This window comes from Hymenobacter segetis, assembly GCF_054776495.1.
In genome coordinates, this window is sequence record NZ_BAAHBV010000001.1 from 1616913 (window position 1) to 1636614 (window position 19702).

Genomic DNA, 19702 nt, shown 5'->3' on the forward strand with positions numbered 1-19702 from the left:
GCTTTTTTTTGGGCTACTTCGGCACGAAGCGGTAGAGCACCAGCCCGATGCCGGAGAAAATCAGGCTGGGCACCCAGGCCGCCAGCATGGGCGAAAGCTGCCCCACCTGCGCCAGATTGCGGCTGAACATCACGAAAAAGATGAAAATGAAGGCCAGCACAAACCCCAGCGCAATCTGCCCGCCCACGCCGGCCCGCGCCTTGCGGGCGCTGAGCGTGACGCCAATCAGGGCCAGGATGACGATGGCGAAGGGATAGGCGTAGCGCTCGTATTTGTCGCTTTGGTAGGTTTGGGTGTCGTTGGCCCCGCGTTCGATTTTGGTGCGAATCAGACCGTCGAGCTCGGGCAGGGTGAGGGTTTCGGCCAGATGGTAGTCGCTGCCGAAATCCTTGGGAAAGAGGTTCAGGGTGGTGTCGCGGGCGGGCAGGGTTTGCAGGGTTTCGTCCTGCAAACCGCGAAAGGTGCGCACCACCTGCGGCGATAAATGCCACGCGTGCCGGGCCGAATCCCAGTTGATGGCATCGGCGGTGAGGCGGCGGCGCAGCACGGTGCCGTCCACGGTTTCGAGGGCAAAATGGAAGCCGATGTTGCTGATGTTATCGTAGCTCTCCATGTACACGTAGTGGCGCGGCCCGATTTTGATGTGCACGTTGCGTCCCTCGTAGCGCCAGGGGCTTTTCACGTAGGCGCGCTCGAACTGTACGCGGCGCTTGTTGCCCAGCGGCAGCACCCAGCCCACCACCGCAAACGTGAGCAGACCCAGCAACCCGGCCCCCGCGGCATACGGCACCAACAGCCGCCGGAAGCTGACGCCCGATGCCATGATGGCCACAATTTCGGTGCGCGCCGCCAGCTGCGCCGTCACAAATACCACGGCGATGAACACCGTGATGGGCGAGAGCATATTGGCGAAATACGGGAACACGTACACGTAGTAGCCGAAGATGATTTTGTGGCCGGAGAGCCCGTGGCGCAGGAAATCGTCGTTTTTCTCGGTGTAGTCAATCACGCAAATCACCGATACGAGCAGCACCACGGTGAAAAAAAACGCCGTGAGAAACTTGCGGATGATATAGCGGTCGAGGATACGCACGAGCTTTAAATAAATATTCAATATATAAAATACAAAGACTAATTTGAATCCTACCTTTAGCGGGCTGATTCACCCTGCTTTTCGCCATGCTTCCCTTCCTGCCCTGGTTGCGGGCGCGCCCCTGGGTGCCCGCCGTGCTTGCCCTGCTGGTGCTGCTGCCGGCCCTGCTGCTCAACCTGGGCCTGCTCCCGCTCATCGCCGATGAGCCCATCCGGGCGCTGGTGGCCCTGGAGCTGAAGCTGCACGGCAATTACTTCGTTTCGACGCTCCAGGGCGAGTATTATTTCAACAAGCCGCCGCTATTCAACTGGCTGCTGGTGGGGTTTTTCCAGCTATTCGGCTCCGTTGAGGAATGGGTAATTCGCCTGCCCACGGTGCTGGCGCTGCTGGGCATGGGGGCCAGCCTGTACTACTTCGTGAGCCGCCGCCTGGGCTGGGTGCTGGGTGTGGTGGCCGCGCTGGCCTTCATCACCAGCGGGCGCATGCTGTTCTATGATTCCTTCCTCGGGCTCATTGATACCCTGCACGCCCTGGTCACTTACCTCGGGTTTATGGCGGTGTTTGAACTGGGCGCGCGGCGGCGCTGGGCGGCCCTGTTTGTGGTGAGCTACGCCCTCACGGCGGTGGGCTTTCTGCTGAAGGGGCTGCCGTCGCTGGTATTTCAGGGGGTGGCGCTGGGGGTGTATTTCGTGTTTGTTGACGGCCACTGGCGGCGGCTGTTATCGGGAGCGCACGCCATGGGGCTGGCCGTATTGCTGGGGCTGATAGGTGGCTACTTTGCCGTGTACCGCCATTTTCACCCGCTGCACGACTACCTGGCCACGCTCCTCGACCAGTCAACGCAGCGCACCGTGGCCGCCCACGCCTGGCGGGAGTCGCTGGCCCATCTGGTGAAGTTTCCGTTCGATTTTATCTCTGATTTCCTGCCCTGGACCCTGCTGCTGCTGTGCCTGGCCCGGCCCGGCTGGCGGCAGGTGCTACGCGAGCAGCCCTTCCTGCGCTTCAATGCGCTGCTGTTTGCGGCGCTCACGCCGGTGTTCTGGCTGTCGCCGGGCACTATTCCGCGCTACTTGTTCGTGCTCACGCCGCTGTGCTTCACGGTGGCGGTCTATTTCTACCAGCAGTTTTGGGCCGAGCGTCGCTGGTCCCACCGCCTCCTCGATGCCGTGCTGCTAACGGCCATGGCGCTGGTCAGCCTGAGCCTGGTGGCCGTGCCCTGGATACCCGCGGCCGCCGTGCAGCCCGGCGTGGTCTGGAAATCGGCGCTGGGGGCGCTGGCGCTGGCCGGCTGCACGCTGGCCTACTGGCACCTGCCGGCCCAGCGGCTGGCGTGGCTGGGGCTGTTTTTGCTATGCATGCGCGTCGTCTTCAACTGGTTTGTGCTGCCGGCCCGCCTGCTCACCCGCGATGAGACGCCCTATCGCACGGCGGCCATCCGGGTGGCGGAAATAGCCGGCCACGCCCCGGTGTACAAGCTGGCCGATACCCACGTCGACAACGACGAGGCGTTTTACATCACGCGGGGCACGGGCCACATCGTGTATTCGTCCACGTCGGCGCAGTTGCCCGCCGCTCCCGCCAAAAATGCCTTCTATCTAGCCGAAGACCGGTACCTCATCGGCCGGCGCTACCACCAGTACTATGAGTTCGTCATCGACCGGGGCATTCGGCTGCACTTAGTAAAATTCGACCAGCCGGGCTTATTTTCATCGTCAAACCGCTGTTTAAACCGCCTCCCCGCGCATTGACCTTCCCGCCTCGCCTGCGTGCTACTCTGCTGCTGCTGCTGAAGCTGGGGCTGCTTGCGGCCGCGCTGTGGTTCGTATTTCGCCGCATCAGCCCGCGCCAGATTGGGCAGGTGCTGGCCAGCGTGCAGCCGGGCTGGCTGGGGGTGGCCGTGGGGCTATTCGCGGTTTCGAAGTGGCTGGCGGCCCGCCGCCTCAACTACTTTCAGCGGGCCATTGGGGTTGATTTGACCGAGGCGGTCAACCTGCGCCTTTATTGGCTGGGCATGTTCTACAATCTTTTTTTACCCGGCGGCATCGGCGGCGATGGCTACAAGGTGTTGGTGCTGCGGCGGGCCTACCCTTCCAAAACTGCCGCACTGGTCCGCGCCCTGGTGCTAGACCGCGTGAGCGGCTTGCTGGCGCTGGGGGTGCTGCTGGTAGCACTGGCCTGGGTGGTGCCCCTGCCGCTGCCCGGGCTTTGGATATGGCGCGGGGTGGCGGGCCTGGGGGCAATTGGCATACTCTGGGGTGGAGCGGTGGCTATGGGGCGGTGGTTTGCGCCGTTTGGGCCCACGTACTGGCGCACGCAGGGGATGGCACTGGGGGTGCAGGCGGCCCAGCTGCTGTGCACGCTGGCTTTGCTTGCCGCTACGCACACCGTCTCGCAGCAGCCGGCGTACCTGCTGGTTTTTCTGGCTTCGTCGGTGGCGGCGGCTTTGCCCTTTACGGTAGGCGGAGCCGGGGCGCGCGAGGTGGTGTTTTTGCTCGGGGCACAGTGGCTGGGGCTTAATGCGGCGGTATCGGTCAGCCTCAGTTTGCTCTTTTACCTGCTATCGGCGGCGGTGGCTTTGCCGGGGGCTCTGGTGGGCGAGAATGGATTGCAGGGGGCAGTGGAGCGTAGTTGAAAAACCAGTTTCCACAATCCGGCTTTTCAGATTTCATCGTACCGAATCAAGCTCCCACCCTGCTCCGCCAGAGGCTCGCGCCAGGTACCACCGCGCCAGAATTCGTATTCCGTGCGGCGGGCTAGGTACGAGCCGGGCCGGTCGGCCAGGCCGGGGTGGGTCATAAATTCCACGGTGGGGCCGTGCCGCCGGGCGCGGGCCAGGCCCTGCACAAACAGCGGCAGCGTGGCCGCCTGCGCCGCCGAAAAATCGGCCACCAGCGCATTGGGCGTGGCAAAACCCCGTAGGCCGGCGGTCGAAATTCGCCCAAACACGTTCAGAATGCGGCCGCGCTGTCCGTAGCTGGGCTGGGGCGTCCAGCGCCGCAGCCGCCGCACGCCCAGCTGGCCCAGGATGCGCGTGAGGGCGGGCCCCAGTCCGGGATAGAGGTGCAGGTGCCGGTGCGAATCAGCATGGCTCGGGGGGAGGCCGTGGGCGCGCAGTCGGTCAAGCTGGGCGGTTAGCTCCGTGGTTAGCTCGGTGGGGCGCACCCGGCCGGCCAGGTAGCGCAGCCACAGCTGCTGGGCGGGCCAGAAATGTCCATTCGGCCCCAGAAGGCTGGGCACGGCGGCGGCGGGAGCCACGGGCGGTCCTAAAATCAGGTTTAGGTGGTAGCCTACCGAAACGCGGTCAGAAAACTGGCGCAGGGCGACCAGGTCCATTTCGCTGGCCATATTGGCCATGACGGTGGTGCTACTGAGGCAACCCTGGGCGGCCAGGTCAAGAATGGCGGCCGTGGCAGGTGCATCCCAGCCAAAATCGTCGGCGTTGATGATGAGACGCAGCGCCATTCGTCAGAGCGTTAGGGCCGGCGTGCGTAGCTCGTGCCGCACCACGTAGGGCGCCCGGTTTCGGCGGGCGTAGTAGGCGTGCGTGCCGATTTCGGCCAGCAGGCCGAAACAAATCAAAAAGATGCCGCTCATTATCAGGAATAAACTAAAAATGAACTCCATGGGGAATCGATGGGATATATTAACTCCGAAGAAAATGGAGCTGACCAGCAGGCCGGCGGTAGCCAGCAGGCCCACTGCCAATGTCAATATCCCCAGCACCCCGAACAGCCGGAACGGCTTGCGCGAGTAGCGCAGAAAAAAGCGCAGCATCACCAAATCGACTACCACCACCAGGGCTTTGCCCAGGCCGTAGTGGCTGGTCCCAAACTGCCGCTGATGCACCTCAATCGGGAATTCGCGGTAGCGGATGCCGCGCTGCGCCACCAGGGCCCCCAGGAATCGGTGCGAGTCGCCGAGCAGCTCCACGTTGCGCAGCAGGTAGCGGCGGTAGGCTTTGTAAGTGGCCCCAAAGTATTCGAGCTGCACCCCTGACAACAGGGAAATGACCTTGTGGGCCGTGTTGGCGAGCAGGGAATGGGCGCGGCCGTCGGGGCGCTTGGCTTTGGCCCCGCTCACCATGTCGTAGCCCTCGCGGATGTAGCCCACAAACTGCGGCAGGTAAGCGGGGTCGTGTTGCAGGTCACCATCCATGGCCACCACAATATCGCCCCGGGCCCGCTCGAAGCCGGCGCGCAGGCTGAGTGTCTGGCCGTAGTTACCGGCCAGGTCGATTCCTATTACGGCCGGGTTTTCGGCGGCTAGGGCGCTAATGCGCGCCCAGGTCTGGTCGTCGCTGCCGTCGTTTACTAGCAGTAGCTCGTAGGGCAGCCCGTGGGCGGTCATCACGTCGTCAATCTGCTCGGCCAGGGGGCGCATGCTGTCCTGCTCGTTGTGAACCGGTACCACGATGGACACCAGGTCTTTGATTTCCACGGCTGGGGTCACAACTCGACGGGCCGGGGCGGGAGCAAGAAAATCGGTGAACATGGCTTGGAGCTGTTCAGTAAATTCAATTAGTAAATATATATTTAAATTTATTATTATAAAAACACAACCATACCCTTCCACTAATCCGCCATCTATGCAGGTGCTTAACCCCACAAAAAAGCCCCGACTGCCAATGCAGCCGGGGCTTTTCAATGCCTGGTGAGGCGGGTTTTTTATTCCACCACCAGCTTTTTCACCACCACGCCGGCTTCCGTCTGGAGGCGCAGCGAGTACACGCCGGTGGCCAGGTTGGTGAGCGGCAGGGTGTAGGTGGGCTGGCCGGCTGGCAGGGCCTGCGTGAGCACCACCCGGCCCAGGGCATCAACCAGCGCGGCCGTCACGGCTTTGCGGTTGAGGACGTAGGGCAGTTCGACGAATACCGCCTTGCTGGCGGGGTTCGGGTACACGGTTACCTGGGCCGCCAGCTTGGCCGAAGCCACGCCCAGCACCCGGGCCCCAAACACCAACTCGAAGCGCGGGGTGGTATTGGCCGCGTTCATGGTGAAGGTGTAGTCGGGGTTCACACTTAGGTCGGTGAGCGTGCCCAGCTGCAAGTCGCGCAGGAAGGGCTGCTCGCCGGCACCGAAGTTGAGCACCTGCGCCGCGTGCAGCGTGTAAGTGCCCGTCACGGGCAGGCCAATGAACAGCGGCACCGTGACCGAAGCCGTCGAGGTCAGCGGCAGGCCGTTGATGGCCAGCTTGTTGTTGCCAGCCCAGGCGGCCAGGTTCAGGCCGGTGGGGTTGGCCAGCTTCATGGCGTCCATCTCGCGGTCGAACCCGGCCGTGGCGCCGTTATCGAAGTACACGTAGGCCTCGTCCGAAGCAGCGCCCGCGGCGGCACCTTGCAGCGTCAGCTGCACCAGCGGCCGCGTTTCGGCAGTGCGCTGGAAGGTGGTGCCGTTGGGCGCGGTCAGGCGTTGGGCGTTGCGCAGGGTCAGGTTGCCACTGGTCTGGCCAGCAGCTACGCGAGTAAAGAAGCCCTGCCCCGAGGGAACGACGGGATTGCCGATACCGCCAACGTAGGTCCGATACTGGCCGGCATACTGCCCGGTGCTGCTGTAGACGTAGATGGCGGCATCCAGGCCCACGCGGTCGGCATTAGCTACGCGGCTGTAGTCCAGGGGAGCGGGATAAGGGTTGCCCACCAGCTGCCAGCCGCCGTCGGGGATGGTGTTCCGGGTGCTGGTCAGGGTCTGCGACAGGTCGCCGTTGTTCAACGTGCCGGTTACGGCCAGTGTCTGCGGGGCCAGGTTCACGGTGTAGCCTTTGCCCACAGCCAGCGGGTCGGTCAGCGCGCTGGGCGACGTCCAGCCACGGTCGAAGGGAGCCAGGTTGTTGTTGGTGGCCGTGGCCACGCGGGCTTCGTCGTAGAAATAAACCGTGGGGAACGGCCGCACGCTATTGGGCGTCGCCGACGTGTTGTAGGTCGGGTTCACCACGGGCGTGAAGCTGGCCGTGGCCAAGCTGCCTACGGTGGCCGTGCTCACGGGCGCGCTATAGTGGCGATAACCCAGGCCGGGGTTCAGGGTCGGGTCGATGTAGCGCTGCACCGTCACGGTGCCGCTAACGATGGCACTGCCGTTGTTCACCACCAGCGCCGTGTTCGTATCGTTCGACTCCAGCGTGAGCGGGTTGCCGTTGGTGGTGAAGTTACCGTTGAGCGTGAACAGGCGCTGCACCGAGGTGCTGGCCGAAGTGCTCGACTGCGCGCCGTTGGCTTGCACCGTCAGGTTCCAGAAGCGGGTGTTGCTGCTGCCCAGGATGCTGCTCGCGGCGGTATTGCCCAACACCATCGTACCGCCCGTGGGCTGGTAGGTGCCGTTGTTGGTCAGGTTGGCCGCGACCACCACCGTGCCGCCGTTCTGGGTCAGGCTCGCGCCGCTGTTGAGGGTCAGGTTGCGCACGTTGGCCGTGCCACCCGTGAGGGCCGGGAAGCGTCCGCCGCTGGGCGCGGTCGGGATGGTGGCGTCAATCGTTGCGGTGGGCACCGCGTTGGGCGACCAGTTGCCGGCCGTGAACCAGTCGGTGCTCACGGTGCCGGTCCAAGTCACGGCCGTCACGACCGGGGCCGCGATGGTGAGCGTGTATGCCTGCGAACCAGTGAAGCCAAAGGCATCGGTGGCCGTCGCCGTGAAGGTAAACGAGCCGTTCACTGCGGGCGTGCCCGAAATCGTGCCATTCGTCAGGCTCAGGCCAGCCGGCAGGGCACCGGCCGTAATGGCGTAGGTGTAAGGAGCCGTACCGCCCGAGGCCGACAGGGCCTGGCTGTAAGCCGTGCCCTGCGTGCCGTTGGGCAGCGTGGTCGGAGCAATCGTGATGGTCGGGGCTGCAACCGTCAGCGTGTAGCTGCGCGAGCCGCTGTAAGGGCCGGGAGCCGCCGAGTTGTCGGTGGCCGTCACCGTGAAGGTAAACGTGCCAACTACCGTGGGCGTGCCCGCAATCGTGCCGTTCGTCAGGCTCAGGCCCGAAGGCAATGCGCCAGCCGTGATGACGTAGGTGTAGGGAGCCGTGCCCCCCGAGGCCGACAGGGCCTGGCTGTAGGCCACGCCCACCGTGCCACCTGGCACCGAAGCCGGAGCCAGGGTGATGGTGGGAGCCAGGAAGGTGATGGCATAAGGCGAAGGCGTGCCGGCCGTGTTGAAGTTGCCGGCCGCGTCCTGGGCTACGTTGGCCGGTACGGTCACCGTCGTGGCCGTGCCCGCCGTGGTCGGCGTCACGTTAAACGTGAAGGTGGTGCCCGCAACAACGGTGGTGAAGCCCGAGATGGCCCCATTAGTCACCGTCACGTCGCCCTGCACGAAGCTGGCGTTCACGTTCTCCGAAAAGGTTACCGTGAAGGGAATGGGCGAGGTCGTGGTCGTACCGCCGCTGGCCCCAGCGGAGCTCGTGATGGTCACCGCAGGACGCGTCGCATCGATGGTGAACGTGTTCGTGTTCGAATTCGCGCTCACCGACGTGCCGCTGGCCTGGGCCGTGGCGTACACCGTGTGGCTGCCGTCGGCCAGGTTAGTGGGTTGCGTCAGGCTGAAGCTGCCGCTGGCCGTGGCCGTGGTCGTGCCAATGCTCGCGCCGTCTACATACACCGTCACCGTCGAGTTGGCTGGAGCCGTGCCCGAGTAAACTGGCGTGCGGGTATTCAGCAGGCTGCCGTTGGCCGGGGCCGTTACCACCGGAGCCGGGGTAACCACCGTGAAGGCTTGGCTCAGCGTCTGGCTGCAGGGCAGGTTCACCACCAGGTTGCCCGAGGTCGCGCTGGCCGGCACCGTAAACTGGAAGCCGGTCGCGCTGATGCCGGTAGCCGTTACAGGCGCACCATTCAGCGTCGCGCTGGTCAGGCCGCTCAGGTTGGTACCGCTCACCGTTACGAGGGTGCCCGGCGTGGCCGGGTTGGGGGTGGCGCTGGTGATGGTAGCCGTGGGAGCCGGGTTCACCGTCACCTGGGCCACCGACGTGCTGGTGTTGCCGCTGCCGTCGGTCACAGTCAGCAGCACATACTGCGTTTTGCTGGCCTCCGAGCAGTCGTAGCTCAGGCTGCCGGCGTCGGCCGAGTAGGCGGCCTGCACGGCCAGCGCCTTGGGCGTGCCGCCGCAGGGGTCACCGAGCGTGGGGTTGTTGTTGGCGCTTGAGCCGTTGACAGCGTCCATGCTGCCGGTGCTGCGGCCGATGAACGAGTTCTGGGCCGTGGTCACGCTGTTGGCGGCGTTGCAGCTGCCCAAGCGGTAGTTGCCGTTGGTATCGTCGGTGGGCGTGCCGTAGCTGGCGAAACGGATGGCCGTGAAGTTGGCCCCGTTGGGCGTGGTCAGCGTCAGGGTGCTGCCTTCGGCTACCCGGCCGCGGGCGATTTTCTGGATAGTGTAAGTAAGCGTGCCCGGGCCGGTGCTGCCGTTGTTCACGCTGCTGGCGCTCAGGGTCGCCGTGCCGTTGGCAGCCAGGTTCACCGTTACGTTCTGCGCCGTCGCCACCACTGGCTGCGCGTAGGTGATGTTGAACTGCGCAGCGGCGGTGTTGAAGTTGCCGGCTGCATCCTGGGCCACGTTGGCCGGCACGTTCACCGTCACGGTGGTGCCGCTGCTGGTGGGTGTCACGTTGAAGGTAAAGGTCGTGCCCGAAACGGCGGTGAAGCCCGAAATCGTACCGCCCGTCACCGTCAGGTCGCCCTGCACGAAGCTGCCGTTCACGGTTTCCGAGAAAGTCACCGTGAAGGGCACCGGCGTGGTGGCCGTCGTGCTGCCCGAAGTGCCCGCCGACGAGCTGATGACCACCGATGGCCGCACGGTATCCACTGTGAAGTTATTCGTACTCGAGTTGGCGCTCACGGCCGAGCCGCTGGTCTGGGCCGTGGCGTACACCGTGTGCGAGCCCTGGCTCAGGGCCGTGGGCTTCACCAAGCTGAAGCTGCCGCCGGCCGTGGCCGTCGTCGTGCCAATGCTGCTGCCGTCCACGTAAACCGTTACCGTCGAGTTAGCCGCAGCCGTGCCCGTATAAGTCGGCGTGGTGGTATTCAACGAGCTGCCGTTGGCCGGGGCCGTTACGACCGGCGCCGCCGTTGCCGGCAGCTGGTACTGCACGCTCACCGAATTGCTGGCCGAGTTGCCGGTGTTGTTGGCATCGTTGGCCACGCCGGTGGCCAAGCTCACCGTTACCGTACCCGCGCCGCTGGGCGTCACGGTGAAGGTGTAGGGGCCCGCGCCGCTGCCCGCGAAACTGCCGCTGGTCAGCGTGCCGCCCGATACCGTCACGTCCGAAGCCGTGAAGGTGGTACCCGCGCTCTGCGAGAAGCTTACCGAGAAGGGAATGGGCGAGGTGCTGGTGGGGCTGCCCGAAGTCGTGCTCACGGTGGCCGTCAGGGCCGGAGCCACTACGTTGAACGTGGCCGAGGTGAAGGCGTCGTACGTCGGGATGTTGTTCGGCTGAATGTTGCCTACGAACACGTCGTTCACGAACACGTTCAGCCGCTGGTCGAGCGCGGTGTAGTTGCGCTGCATGGTCTGGAAGTTAATCTGGTAGCTGCCCGTGGGCACGGCCAGGTTTTGCGATACGCTACCGTTGTTGCCAGTAGCGCTTTGCAGCAAAGCCACTGCGTCGCCCGAGTAAGCCGTCGACGCAAAGCCGCTGCCGTTGCGCGACACACCGGCCTGCGTGCCGAAGCTCCAGGGACTAGCCACCACACCTTGGGCTTGGTACAGGAAACTACTGGGAGCTACGTTGTTGCTCTCGAAGCTACCGTTCTGCAAGCCGTTGGCGAAGGCCGTGCCGCCGCTCAACACCTGCACCACGTCCACGAAGGCCGTCACGTCGCCGTTGCCGCTGGCGCTGCCCGCCGCCTGAATGCGCAGCGTGGGCGCGGCCGCGAAGCTCTTGGTGATGGTGTACACCTCACCCGCCGTGTAAGGCACGTTCGTCACCGTGGGCGTCGTGCCCGTGGTGTTTTGCACGTCTAGGCGCAGGCTGCCGTCGCCAGTGCCCGTGTTCACCACGACCGTGTAGGTCGTGCCCGAGCCGCTCACGCTGCTGATAGCAGCACCGCTGATGCTGCCACTCGTGATGGTGGGCGTGAAGTTGGTGGTCGTCAAGTTTGCCACCGTGCCCGAGAATACCACCCGGTAGCTCACCTGGGCCGTGGCCGTGGGCGAAGGCGTCAGGCGCGTGACCGAGACTACGGTTACGCTCTGGTTGATGTCGTAGGTCTGGCCGCCCGTGAAGCCGCCGCTCAGGGCGTTGCCGGCGGCGTCGGTGATACCCGAGCCGCTGCTCTTCACGTCGAGACGAATCGTGCCGTTGCCGCTGAGGCTGCTGGCCGTTACGTCGTACTGGGTGCCGTTGCTGCCGCTCACCGAGGCCACGCTGCTGATGGAGCCGCTGGTCGAGCCGGTGGTCGTAACCAAGGTAAAGCTGCTGGTCGTCACGCCCGTCACCGTTTCGCTGAAAGTCACGCGGAAGGTGACCGAAGTGCCGCTGGTGCTGCTGCCCGTCGGGTTCTGGCGGTTGCTGCTGCTCACCGTTGGGGCCACCCCGTCGACCAGGATGCCGGCCGTCGAGGGCACGCCGTTGAGGGTCAGGGTCGCGTTGTTGCCCAGCGCGTCGCGCAGGGTGCCGCCGTTCAGCCCCAGGGCGCCCAGCGCAATGCCGTCCGCATCCTGGTCGCCGCTCTGCACGGTGTAGCTGAAGACTAGTGCCGTGGTGCCGGTGCCCGAGGCGTAGGCCGCCTGCCGGGCAGTCGCGCCGACGGTCAGGGCCAGCTGCGGCGTGCCCGTCACGGTCACGGCTTCCGAGAAGTTTACCGTGAAGCTCAGCGTCTGACCGGCGCGGTAGGTGCCGTTGGCCGGCACCGCCACGCTCGACACCGCCGGGCCATCCTTATCGATGGTGTATACTTCGCCGCTGGTGTAGGGCACGTTGCTCACGCTGGGCGTGAGGCCGGTGCTGTTGTTCAGGTCCAGGCGGAGGGTGCCGCTGCCGGTGCCGGTGTTCACCGTCACGGTGTAGGTAGTGCCCGAGCCCGATACGCTGCTCACGCTGGGCGTGGCGCCCAGCGTGCCGGTGGTCGTCAGGGTGAAGTTGCTGGTCGTCAGGCCCGTCACGCTGGCCGCGAAGGTCACCGTGTACTGCACGGTGGCGGCGTTGGTGGGGTTGGTGCTGGTTCGCACGATGGACGAAACCGTCGTCGGCACCGGCGTACCCGTTATCTGGATGTTGTCGAAGGCAATTTCTTCGCCCCCGTTGTCGCCCACTTCCACTCGGAAGCTCACGTTGGTGCCGGCCACCGCGGCGGGCAGCGCGATGTCCACATCCTGCATGGTGGTGGTCAGCAACAGGCCGGAGGCGCTACCGTCCTGGCGCAGCCCCCCGTTATTCAAGCCCGTGAAGTTGCCCGAAGGGAAGGCCTGCCAGCCCGCGCCGTTGTTCAGGTTGTAGGAGAAGCGCAGAAAGTCGTCGGTGGAAAAGGGACTGGGGGAGGTGGCGGCGGCCTTGAGCTTGAAGTGCAGGTTGGTGAAGCCGGTGGTATTCACCGGGGCCAATTGCAGTACCCCGCCAAGCGGCGTCGCGATGTTATTGCCCGCCGTGGGCAGCCCGTCGCTCGACGCGGGCAGGAATTCCTTGGTGCCCCGGCCGTAAAAGTAGCCGCTGCCCTGGATTTGACTGAAGACGGTGCTGGAGCCATACGTAGCGCCGGGGGGGCCGGTCAGCCGCACAAAGCCCTGCGTCCCGGAAGTAGCCGTGTTGGAGCCGTAGGTCGTGCCTTCGCCGTCATCTTCAAAGTCCTCGGTGAAAGGCAGCCCCACCGCGTCATTGAGCTTGGCCGTCACCACCACGTTGCGGATAAGCTGACCGCTGGTGCTACCGCTGTTGCTGACCGTAAACGCGAAGGTGCGCGTGCCGCCGCGGGCCGCCGTAGAGGTGGTGTTGCGGTATTTCACCGAGAGCAGCAGGTTCTGGTAATTGGTTTCCGAGGAAGAGCCGGTGAAAGCCAGCGCGCCGTTGGTGCTGTTGGCCGCATCGAACGAGATGCCGCTGCCAGCAGGAATCGTGTAGGTCAGCTCGTCCTGCGCCGCCACGCGGGTGCCGTTCGTGAAGACGACCTTGGCGGCATCCAGCGTGGCACCGCTGGGATTGTCGGCGGTCAAATCGGTGAAAATGGGCAGCGCCGCGCCCCCTTCGGCATAAGCCCGGTCACCGGTGTCAGTGGTAGCCAGGGTCGGGGGTAGGCTGGTGGCCTGGGTGCCCGTTACCCGAATGTTGTCAAACCCCAGCTCCCTGCCCGAAGCGGCGACGTCAACCTGCACACGGATAAACAGGAAACCGGAGCCCGAATTAATCGGAAACTCAAAATTTTTGAAGACTTCGGTCAGGTTCTGCCCGGTACTGACACCGTTTACATACTGATACCATAAGCCGGGGGAAGCATTGACACCAGTGAATTCGCCGGCTGTGAGAAAACTGGAAGCAGCGGGAACAACGTTCGTAGAGGTATACGCATACTGGATACGCATATGGTCGGTGTTGATGGCTACGCTGGTATTGGTGCCACTAGTCGTGCGGCGCGGGTCCGTGACCAGAATATTGACCTTGATGGTGTTGTAGTTCTGCGCGTTGGCTATGGCGTTGAGCGTCAACGTCGCCGGGGGAATCGTACGGTTAAAATCCACTCCTGCTTCCGCCGCCCAGAACCAGGAGCCATCGGGCGTTGGCGAAACAACCGGGTTACCAAATCCTGCTTTTGGATTCTGAGTCCGGGTGAAGTAGACCTGGGTAGCAGAAGTGTTATTAATGGTCGCGTTATTGTCGAAGGTAGTGGTGTACCCGTAGTCGCCATTAGTTGCCTCGAAGCTTTCCCTGATGCTCAACTGAGCCCAGGCGCTGCCGGAAAGCAGGAGCAGTACCCAGAGGATTATATGTTTTTTCATAAAAAAATATTTGAAAGGATGAAACAAAGGCACTATGTAATGCAGTGATTTACTCGATTTTAGCGTTTCCTTTTTAGGGAAATCAATTCAGTACTTCGCCGACGCCCACCCCAAGCTGCAGGAGCTGCGCCCCGGTGAAATAGCCTTCTTCCAGGGCTACCATGTCAAGGCGCAGGGCTTCATTTTTGCCGCACGCTACCCAGATGCCGGCCGCCGCATCTGCGTGGAGCACCGTACCGGGGGGCACCGGGCCGGTGGCGGCGTTGGGGTGGGGCAGCACGCTCAGCAGGCGCAGCGGCTGGCCGCGCAGGGTGGTGAGCGCGCCCCGGTTCCAGGGGTTGGCAGCGCGCACCAGTCGTTCAATGGCCGCAGCCGGCTCCGTCCAGCGCACCGATACGTCGGCCAGGGCCGGGCGCGGCCAGTAGCGGGCCCGGGCCTCGTCCTGGGGCACGGGCGCCAGGGGCGGCCCCTCGCCGCGCAGGCTGGCCAGCAGGCGCAGGGCCACGGGGGCGGCCTGCAGCGCCAGGCGGGCCCGGTGCAGCCCGTGCGTATCGGCCGGCCCGATGGGTACGGGCTCGGCCAGTAGCACGGGGCCGGTGTCAAAGTCGGCGTCCATGCGGTGCACGGTCACAGCGCCGGCTGGTTCGCCGTTGCGCAGCTGCCAGAACAGGGGCTCGGGACCGCGGTAGCCGGGCAGGGCGGCCAAGTGAAAATTGAGGAAGCCCAGCGGCGGCACCGCCAGCAGCGCCGCCGGAATGCGCCAGGGCAGCGTAAACACCAGCACGGCGGCCGGCTGCAGCTCCTGCAGCCAGGCCGCCAGTTCCGTCGCCAGCCGGGGCCGGGCCAGGCGCACCACGGGCAGGCCCAGCGTGGCGGCCTGCCCCGCCAGCTGCTCGGTGGCATCGAGCGGGGCGCAGCGGGGCACGGCCACGCCCGCCACGGCGCCCTGGGCCGCCAGGGCCTGGAGAGCAGGCCAGCCCAGCTCGTTGCTGATGATAACGGCTACTTGCATGTGGTAGGAAGCAGGAAAGCCCGCCGCCAATAAACCGCGCCGGCCACCGGCAGCAGACGGGCTGCTACCCAGGCCGGCGCGGTTTATTGGCGGCGGAGCCAAAGGATTAGCCGCGCGAAGGGAAGATGCCTGTTATGGCAATGGCGTAGTTCATTGCCATCAGCGGCTGGCGGTTTTCGTGGGGCTGGCTGCCCCCGCTGTTGTCCGTGTTGCCCGTAAACTGCCCGCCCAGGGTCGTGTTGGCCGAGCCATTGGCGTACTGGTTGCCTTGGTTGAGAGGGGGAGCCGGATACGAATTGGATGGGGAGGTGCCGTCGGCCGAGTCCGCTGTCTTCACCGTGCCCGAGAAGGGGTGCACGTGCGCCGGAATCTGGTTGGCGTTCAGCGCTACCGATTCGGTGCCGGCCACTTGGCCCGGCACGTAGTTGGTGCCGCTGGCCGTCGACTGGCCCTGGCCCAGAATCACGCGGCCGCGCAGGTCGGGCAGCTTGAACGTGGTCACGCCGTCGCCGCCGTAGGTGGTGCCGAGCAGCGAAAATAGGGCCTGGTTCTGGCTAACGGGCAATGTCTGGCCCTGGCAGAGCAGCCAGCCTTTCGGAGGAAAAACGAAGCTCATGAGGCGAATCTCGCCGAGGAATATACCGTCCATATGATGGGGAGCTGATACGAGGTGGGAGAGAAGAAACTACTGTTGCGACGGGTAGATGCCGTACAGGGCGATGATGTAGTTCAGCGCCAGCACGGGCTGGATGTTGAGGTGCGGCGCGCTGCTGCCCACCGGGGTGGTTTGGCCGGTCACGGAGCCGGGGGCCAGGGTGGCATTCGCTCCCCCCGCCGGGCTGGCGTATTCACTTGCTCCATTGCTCCCGAACTGGTTGTTGACGGGCGTATTGGCGGGTGTGCCGCCGTTCATCGCGCTGATGGTGCTGCTGACCGGGTGCGTATGCGTCGCCATGTTCAGGGTGGTCAGCGTCACGTTCTCCACGCCCGCACTCATCCCCATCGGGTAATTGGTGCCCGTGGCGGCCACCCCCTGGCCTACCACCACCCGGCTCTGCAGGTTGGGCAGGGCAAAGGTCGTTTGCCCGTCGCCGCCGTAGGTCGTGCCGACCAGCTGAAACAGCGCGGGATTTTCACTGATATTGACCAGGCTGCCGTTGCAAAACGCCCAGCCTTCCGGGGCGAAGTTGCCGGCAAAAACGCGGATTTCACCAACGTAGTTATCCATAAGAAAAGCTGTTTAAATGTCAGGGGTTAGGAACGGGGCGGGAAAACGCCCACCAGGCAGATGATGTAGTTCATGGTCAGGTAGGGCATCATGTTGCTGTGCGCCTGCCCGCCCCCGCCTGGGCCGGAGGTACCCTTGATAATGCCCTGGCCCATCGTTTTGCTGCCGGCTTCTTCCCCGTACTGGCTGACGGAGGTCGTAGCCAGAAAATTATTGTCGGGAGTGCCCTTGTCCGCCAGGCCATCGAAAGCCGGCAGCGTGCCGGTGATGGTGTGGAGGTGGGCCGGAATCTGTGTCATATCCAGCGTGACGCCCTCACTGCCTACGGCCGCGCCCTGCGGGTACACCGATAGCCCCGGGCCCTTGCCCGCGTTGATGATGGCCCGGCCGCAGAGGTTCGGCAGGGCGAAGGTGGTCGTGCCATTGCCGCCGTACGTCGTGCCCAGAATCGAGAACAGGGCCGTATTCGACCGGATTTGCATAATCTGGCCCTGGCATAAGGCCCAGTTCTGCGGCGCGAAATTGAACCCGACGGCACGGATTTCGCCTACGTAAGCTTCCATGTAAGAATGAAGTGAAGAGGGTGAAAAAATGGAATGAAAAGGCTTTTGCCGGGGCAAAAGCAATGAAAGCAACCAAGTGCTGCGTGGCAGCGGCGGACGTATAAGCCAGTGCTGGCCGCACGTGGCCGAAAGCCCTGTCGGTTTTACTAGCCGGTCCTGCCCGCTTCTTTTAGTGCGCACATAAAATCACGCTGTCGATTTTGTGCAAGCTTGCAGCATTCCCGGTTTGATGCCTCATATCATTGGCTTGCCCAGCCACATGGCGCGGCAGGGCAGCCGGTTTCGGCATGATGCCAATGCGGTGGGCAGCGCCGTGGTAGAACGCGTTGAGCGGGGCCAAAGTAGCGGGTAGAATCATCGGGTGGAAATGAGGCGATGAGGAAGGCGGCATAAAGGTACACGCCGGAATCATACTGCAAATAGCTTCGTCATTATTTAATCTTATTCGCTGTTGGTCAAAGCCTTTATGCACCAATTTAGCAGCAAAAAAGAAATTTAGCGTACCAGTCATGGGCGGGGCCAGCATTGGTTTTAGCAAGTTATGTCCTGAAAACATCCAAGTGTTAACAGCCCACAAAGTAAGGCCCGTACCAACCGCCGCAATAGCGTAGAAATACCTGATTTTCCGAGCCGCTCAATTTATTTTTTGCCCGTTCGAAAACAACAAAACACCGAAAAGCCCCGGCCGCTGTGGGGGCCGGGGCTTTTCGGTGTTTTGCGGAAATAGCGGGCGGCAGCCCTAGCCAAGAGCCGTCACGCCGGGCAGTTCTTTGCCTTCCATGTACTCCAGCAGCGCGCCGCCGCCGGTGCTGATGTAGCTCACCTGGTCGCCGAAGCCGAGCTGCTGCACCGCCGCGGCCGAGTCGCCACCGCCGATGAGCGAGTAGGCACCGGCCGCCGTGGCTTCGGCAATGGCTTGGGCCACGTACTCGGTGCCGAGCGAGAAGTTGCTCATTTCGAATACGCCCATCGGGCCGTTCCAGAGGATGGTTTTGCTCTGGCGGATAACTTCGGCGAAGGCCTCGCGCGAGTCGGGGCCGAGGTCGAGGCCCATCCAGCCGTCGGGGATGCTGGTGTTGGCGGCCACGTCCACGTTGGCGTCGTTAGCGAATTTGTCGGCGATGAGCGAGTCGGACGGCAGCATCAGGTTCACGCCCTTGTCTTTGGCTTTCTGGATGAGCTGGCGGGCCAGGTCCACCTTGTCGGCCTCCAGCAGCGAGCTGCCGACGTGGCCGTTTTCGGCCACGGCAAAGGTGTAGGCCATGCCGCCACCAATGAGGAGGTTGTCCACTTTATCGAGCAGCTTTTCGATGATGAGAATCTTGTCCGAAATCTTGGCCCCGCCCATGATGGCGGTGAAGGGCCGCTCGGCATTCTCCAGCACCTTTTTGGCGTTGTCGATTTCGGACTGCAGCAGGTAGCCGCCCACGCGGTCCTGCGGAGCGAAGGAGCTGGCCATGACGGCGGTGGAAGCGTGGGCGCGGTGGGCGGTGCCGAAGGCATCGTTCACGTACACGTTGCCAAGGGCGGCCAGCTTGGCGGCGAAAGCCGGGTCGCCGGCTTCCTCTTCCTTATAGAAGCGCACGTTGTCCATGAGCAGCACCTGGCCGGGCTGCAGCGCGGCGGCTTTCTGGGCAGCCTCGGCCCCCAGCACGTCGCCGCCGAACTGTACTTCGCGGCCATATTCCTGCGAGAGGCGCGCCACGAGGGCTTCGAGGGAGTACTTCTGCTCGTAGCCGCCCTTGGGCCGGCCCAAGTGCGAGAGCAGCACCACGGAGCCGCCGTCGTTCAGGATTTTCATCACCGAGCGGGTGGCCATGCGGATGCGCGTGTCGTCGGTGATGCGCAGGTCCTTGTCGAGCGGCACGTTGAAATCGACGCGCATCACGGCGCGCTTGCCGGCAAAATTATAGGTATCGAGGGTGTTCATGGTGTTTTGGGGACTTGGGGTGATGATGGCGCAAAAGTGCAGCGCTTTCATAGATTTACCTGCTTACCGGCAAAACTCATTCAGGGTTGGGCGTGCGGTGGTAGCGGACCAGCGCTTCAATCGGGGTTTCCAGAATCTGGCCCACGGCCATGCCGTGACGGGTGGCCGCAGCGGCCAGCGCAGCCCTGAAATGGTAGCCGATGGAGCCTACACAGTTGAAGGTATAATTTTGATAATCGGGATAATGCGTGACGATTTGCGCAAAAAAAGAATCGAACGCCTCCCCTACCACTGCCTGACAATAGGGCTCGGCATAATGCTCGCCGGCAAAGCGGGCGAAGCCGGCCAGGAAGCGGTTGGGTGAGGGCTGATTGTAGAGGCGGTCCAGCACTTCGCTGATTTCGCCCAGCTGATAAGTGGCTTTGAACTGGTCGGCCAGGCCCGCAGGCAGACGGCCGCGCAGGTAGTCACGCAGCAATACCCGGCCGATGGATGTGCCCGAGCCTTCATCACCCAACGAGTAGCCCAACGACTCGACCATCTGCGTAATCCGCTGGCCATCATACAAACAGGAATTGGTGCCCGTACCCAGAATGGCTGCGAAGCCCGGCTGCCGGCCCAGCAGCGCCCGCGCCGCCGCCAGCAGGTCTTCGGCCACCTGCACCTGCCGCGCCTGCGGAAACACCTGCCGCAGTGCACCGGCCACTATCTCCGCTTTAGCTGGCGAAAGCACCCCCGAACCGTAATAATAAATGGCGCTGATGGGGGCCTGGCGCACCGCTGCCGGCACGCTCCGCGCCAGCGAGGCGGCAATAGCGGGCGTATCCCAGAAATAGGGATTGTAGCCTTCGGTGCGGAAGTAGATGGGGTTGGCATGGTCCAGCAGGCACCAGCTGCAAGTGGTCGAGCCGCCGTCGGCGAGGAGTAGCATAGTGAAGCGAAAGTACGCGGGAGCTGGCGGCTGGGTGTATCTTTCGCCG

General features: G+C 63.8%; 13 protein-coding genes. 2 read left to right on the forward strand and 11 right to left on the reverse strand.

All coding sequences use genetic code 11. The annotated features are described in order from the left end of the window. Positions 1–13: 13 nt before the first annotated feature. Complete coding sequence (locus ACYU70_RS06785) at positions 14–1093, reverse strand: LptF/LptG family permease (RefSeq protein WP_342300564.1); 1080 nt, start codon at positions 1091–1093, stop codon at positions 14–16. 86 nt (positions 1094–1179) lie between these two features. Here ACYU70_RS06785 and ACYU70_RS06790 point away from each other — a divergent pair, with 86 nt between their 5' ends. Continuing rightward, entirely contained in the window at positions 1180–2841 is a 1662-nt protein-coding gene (locus ACYU70_RS06790; protein WP_342300565.1) for an ArnT family glycosyltransferase, read from the forward strand. After that, positions 2838–3725 (forward strand): lysylphosphatidylglycerol synthase transmembrane domain-containing protein, encoded by an 888-nt coding sequence (locus ACYU70_RS06795; protein ID WP_342300567.1) that lies wholly within the window; start codon positions 2838–2840, stop codon positions 3723–3725. The genes ACYU70_RS06790 and ACYU70_RS06795 overlap by 4 nt, the downstream gene beginning before the upstream one ends. A 26-nt stretch (positions 3726–3751) precedes the next feature. Here the strand turns inward: ACYU70_RS06795 and ACYU70_RS06800 are convergent, their stop codons facing one another. The 10 genes from ACYU70_RS06800 to ACYU70_RS06845 form a co-directional block, all read right to left on the reverse strand. After that, entirely contained in the window at positions 3752–4555 is an 804-nt protein-coding gene (locus ACYU70_RS06800; protein WP_342300568.1) for a carbohydrate deacetylase, read from the reverse strand. Positions 4556–4558: 3 nt separating this feature from the next. Beyond that, positions 4559–5584, reverse strand: coding sequence for a glycosyltransferase family 2 protein (locus ACYU70_RS06805; RefSeq protein WP_342300570.1), 1026 nt, complete (start codon positions 5582–5584; stop codon positions 4559–4561). Positions 5585–5757: 173 nt separating this feature from the next. Further along, the gene (locus tag ACYU70_RS06810; RefSeq protein ID WP_342300571.1) at positions 5758–13989 is read right to left on the reverse strand and encodes a putative Ig domain-containing protein; all 8232 of its coding nucleotides are present in this window, start codon (positions 13987–13989) and stop codon (positions 5758–5760) included. A gap of 82 nt (positions 13990–14071) precedes the next feature. Beyond that, complete coding sequence (locus ACYU70_RS06815) at positions 14072–15001, reverse strand: methionyl-tRNA formyltransferase (protein WP_342296620.1); 930 nt, start codon at positions 14999–15001, stop codon at positions 14072–14074. 106 nt (positions 15002–15107) lie between these two features. After that, positions 15108–15650, reverse strand: a complete 543-nt coding sequence (locus tag ACYU70_RS06820; protein ID WP_342296622.1) for a phage tail protein — start codon at positions 15648–15650, stop codon at positions 15108–15110. A 36-nt stretch (positions 15651–15686) separates the two neighbouring features. Continuing rightward, complete coding sequence (locus ACYU70_RS06825; RefSeq protein WP_342296624.1) at positions 15687–16229, reverse strand: phage tail protein; 543 nt, start codon at positions 16227–16229, stop codon at positions 15687–15689. 26 nt (positions 16230–16255) lie between these two features. Beyond that, positions 16256–16792, reverse strand: coding sequence for a phage tail protein (locus ACYU70_RS06830; protein ID WP_342296625.1), 537 nt, complete (start codon positions 16790–16792; stop codon positions 16256–16258). A 169-nt stretch (positions 16793–16961) separates the two neighbouring features. Further along, positions 16962–17303 (reverse strand): hypothetical protein, encoded by a 342-nt coding sequence (locus ACYU70_RS06835; RefSeq protein ID WP_342296626.1) that lies wholly within the window; start codon positions 17301–17303, stop codon positions 16962–16964. Positions 17304–17531: 228 nt separating this feature from the next. After that, positions 17532–18722, reverse strand: a complete 1191-nt coding sequence (locus tag ACYU70_RS06840; RefSeq protein WP_342296628.1) for a phosphoglycerate kinase — start codon at positions 18720–18722, stop codon at positions 17532–17534. Positions 18723–18798: 76 nt separating this feature from the next. Further along, positions 18799–19653: an N-acetylglucosamine kinase gene (locus ACYU70_RS06845; protein ID WP_342296629.1), complete on the reverse strand. Its 855-nt coding sequence runs from the start codon at positions 19651–19653 to the stop codon at positions 18799–18801. Positions 19654–19702: the final 49 nt, after the last annotated feature.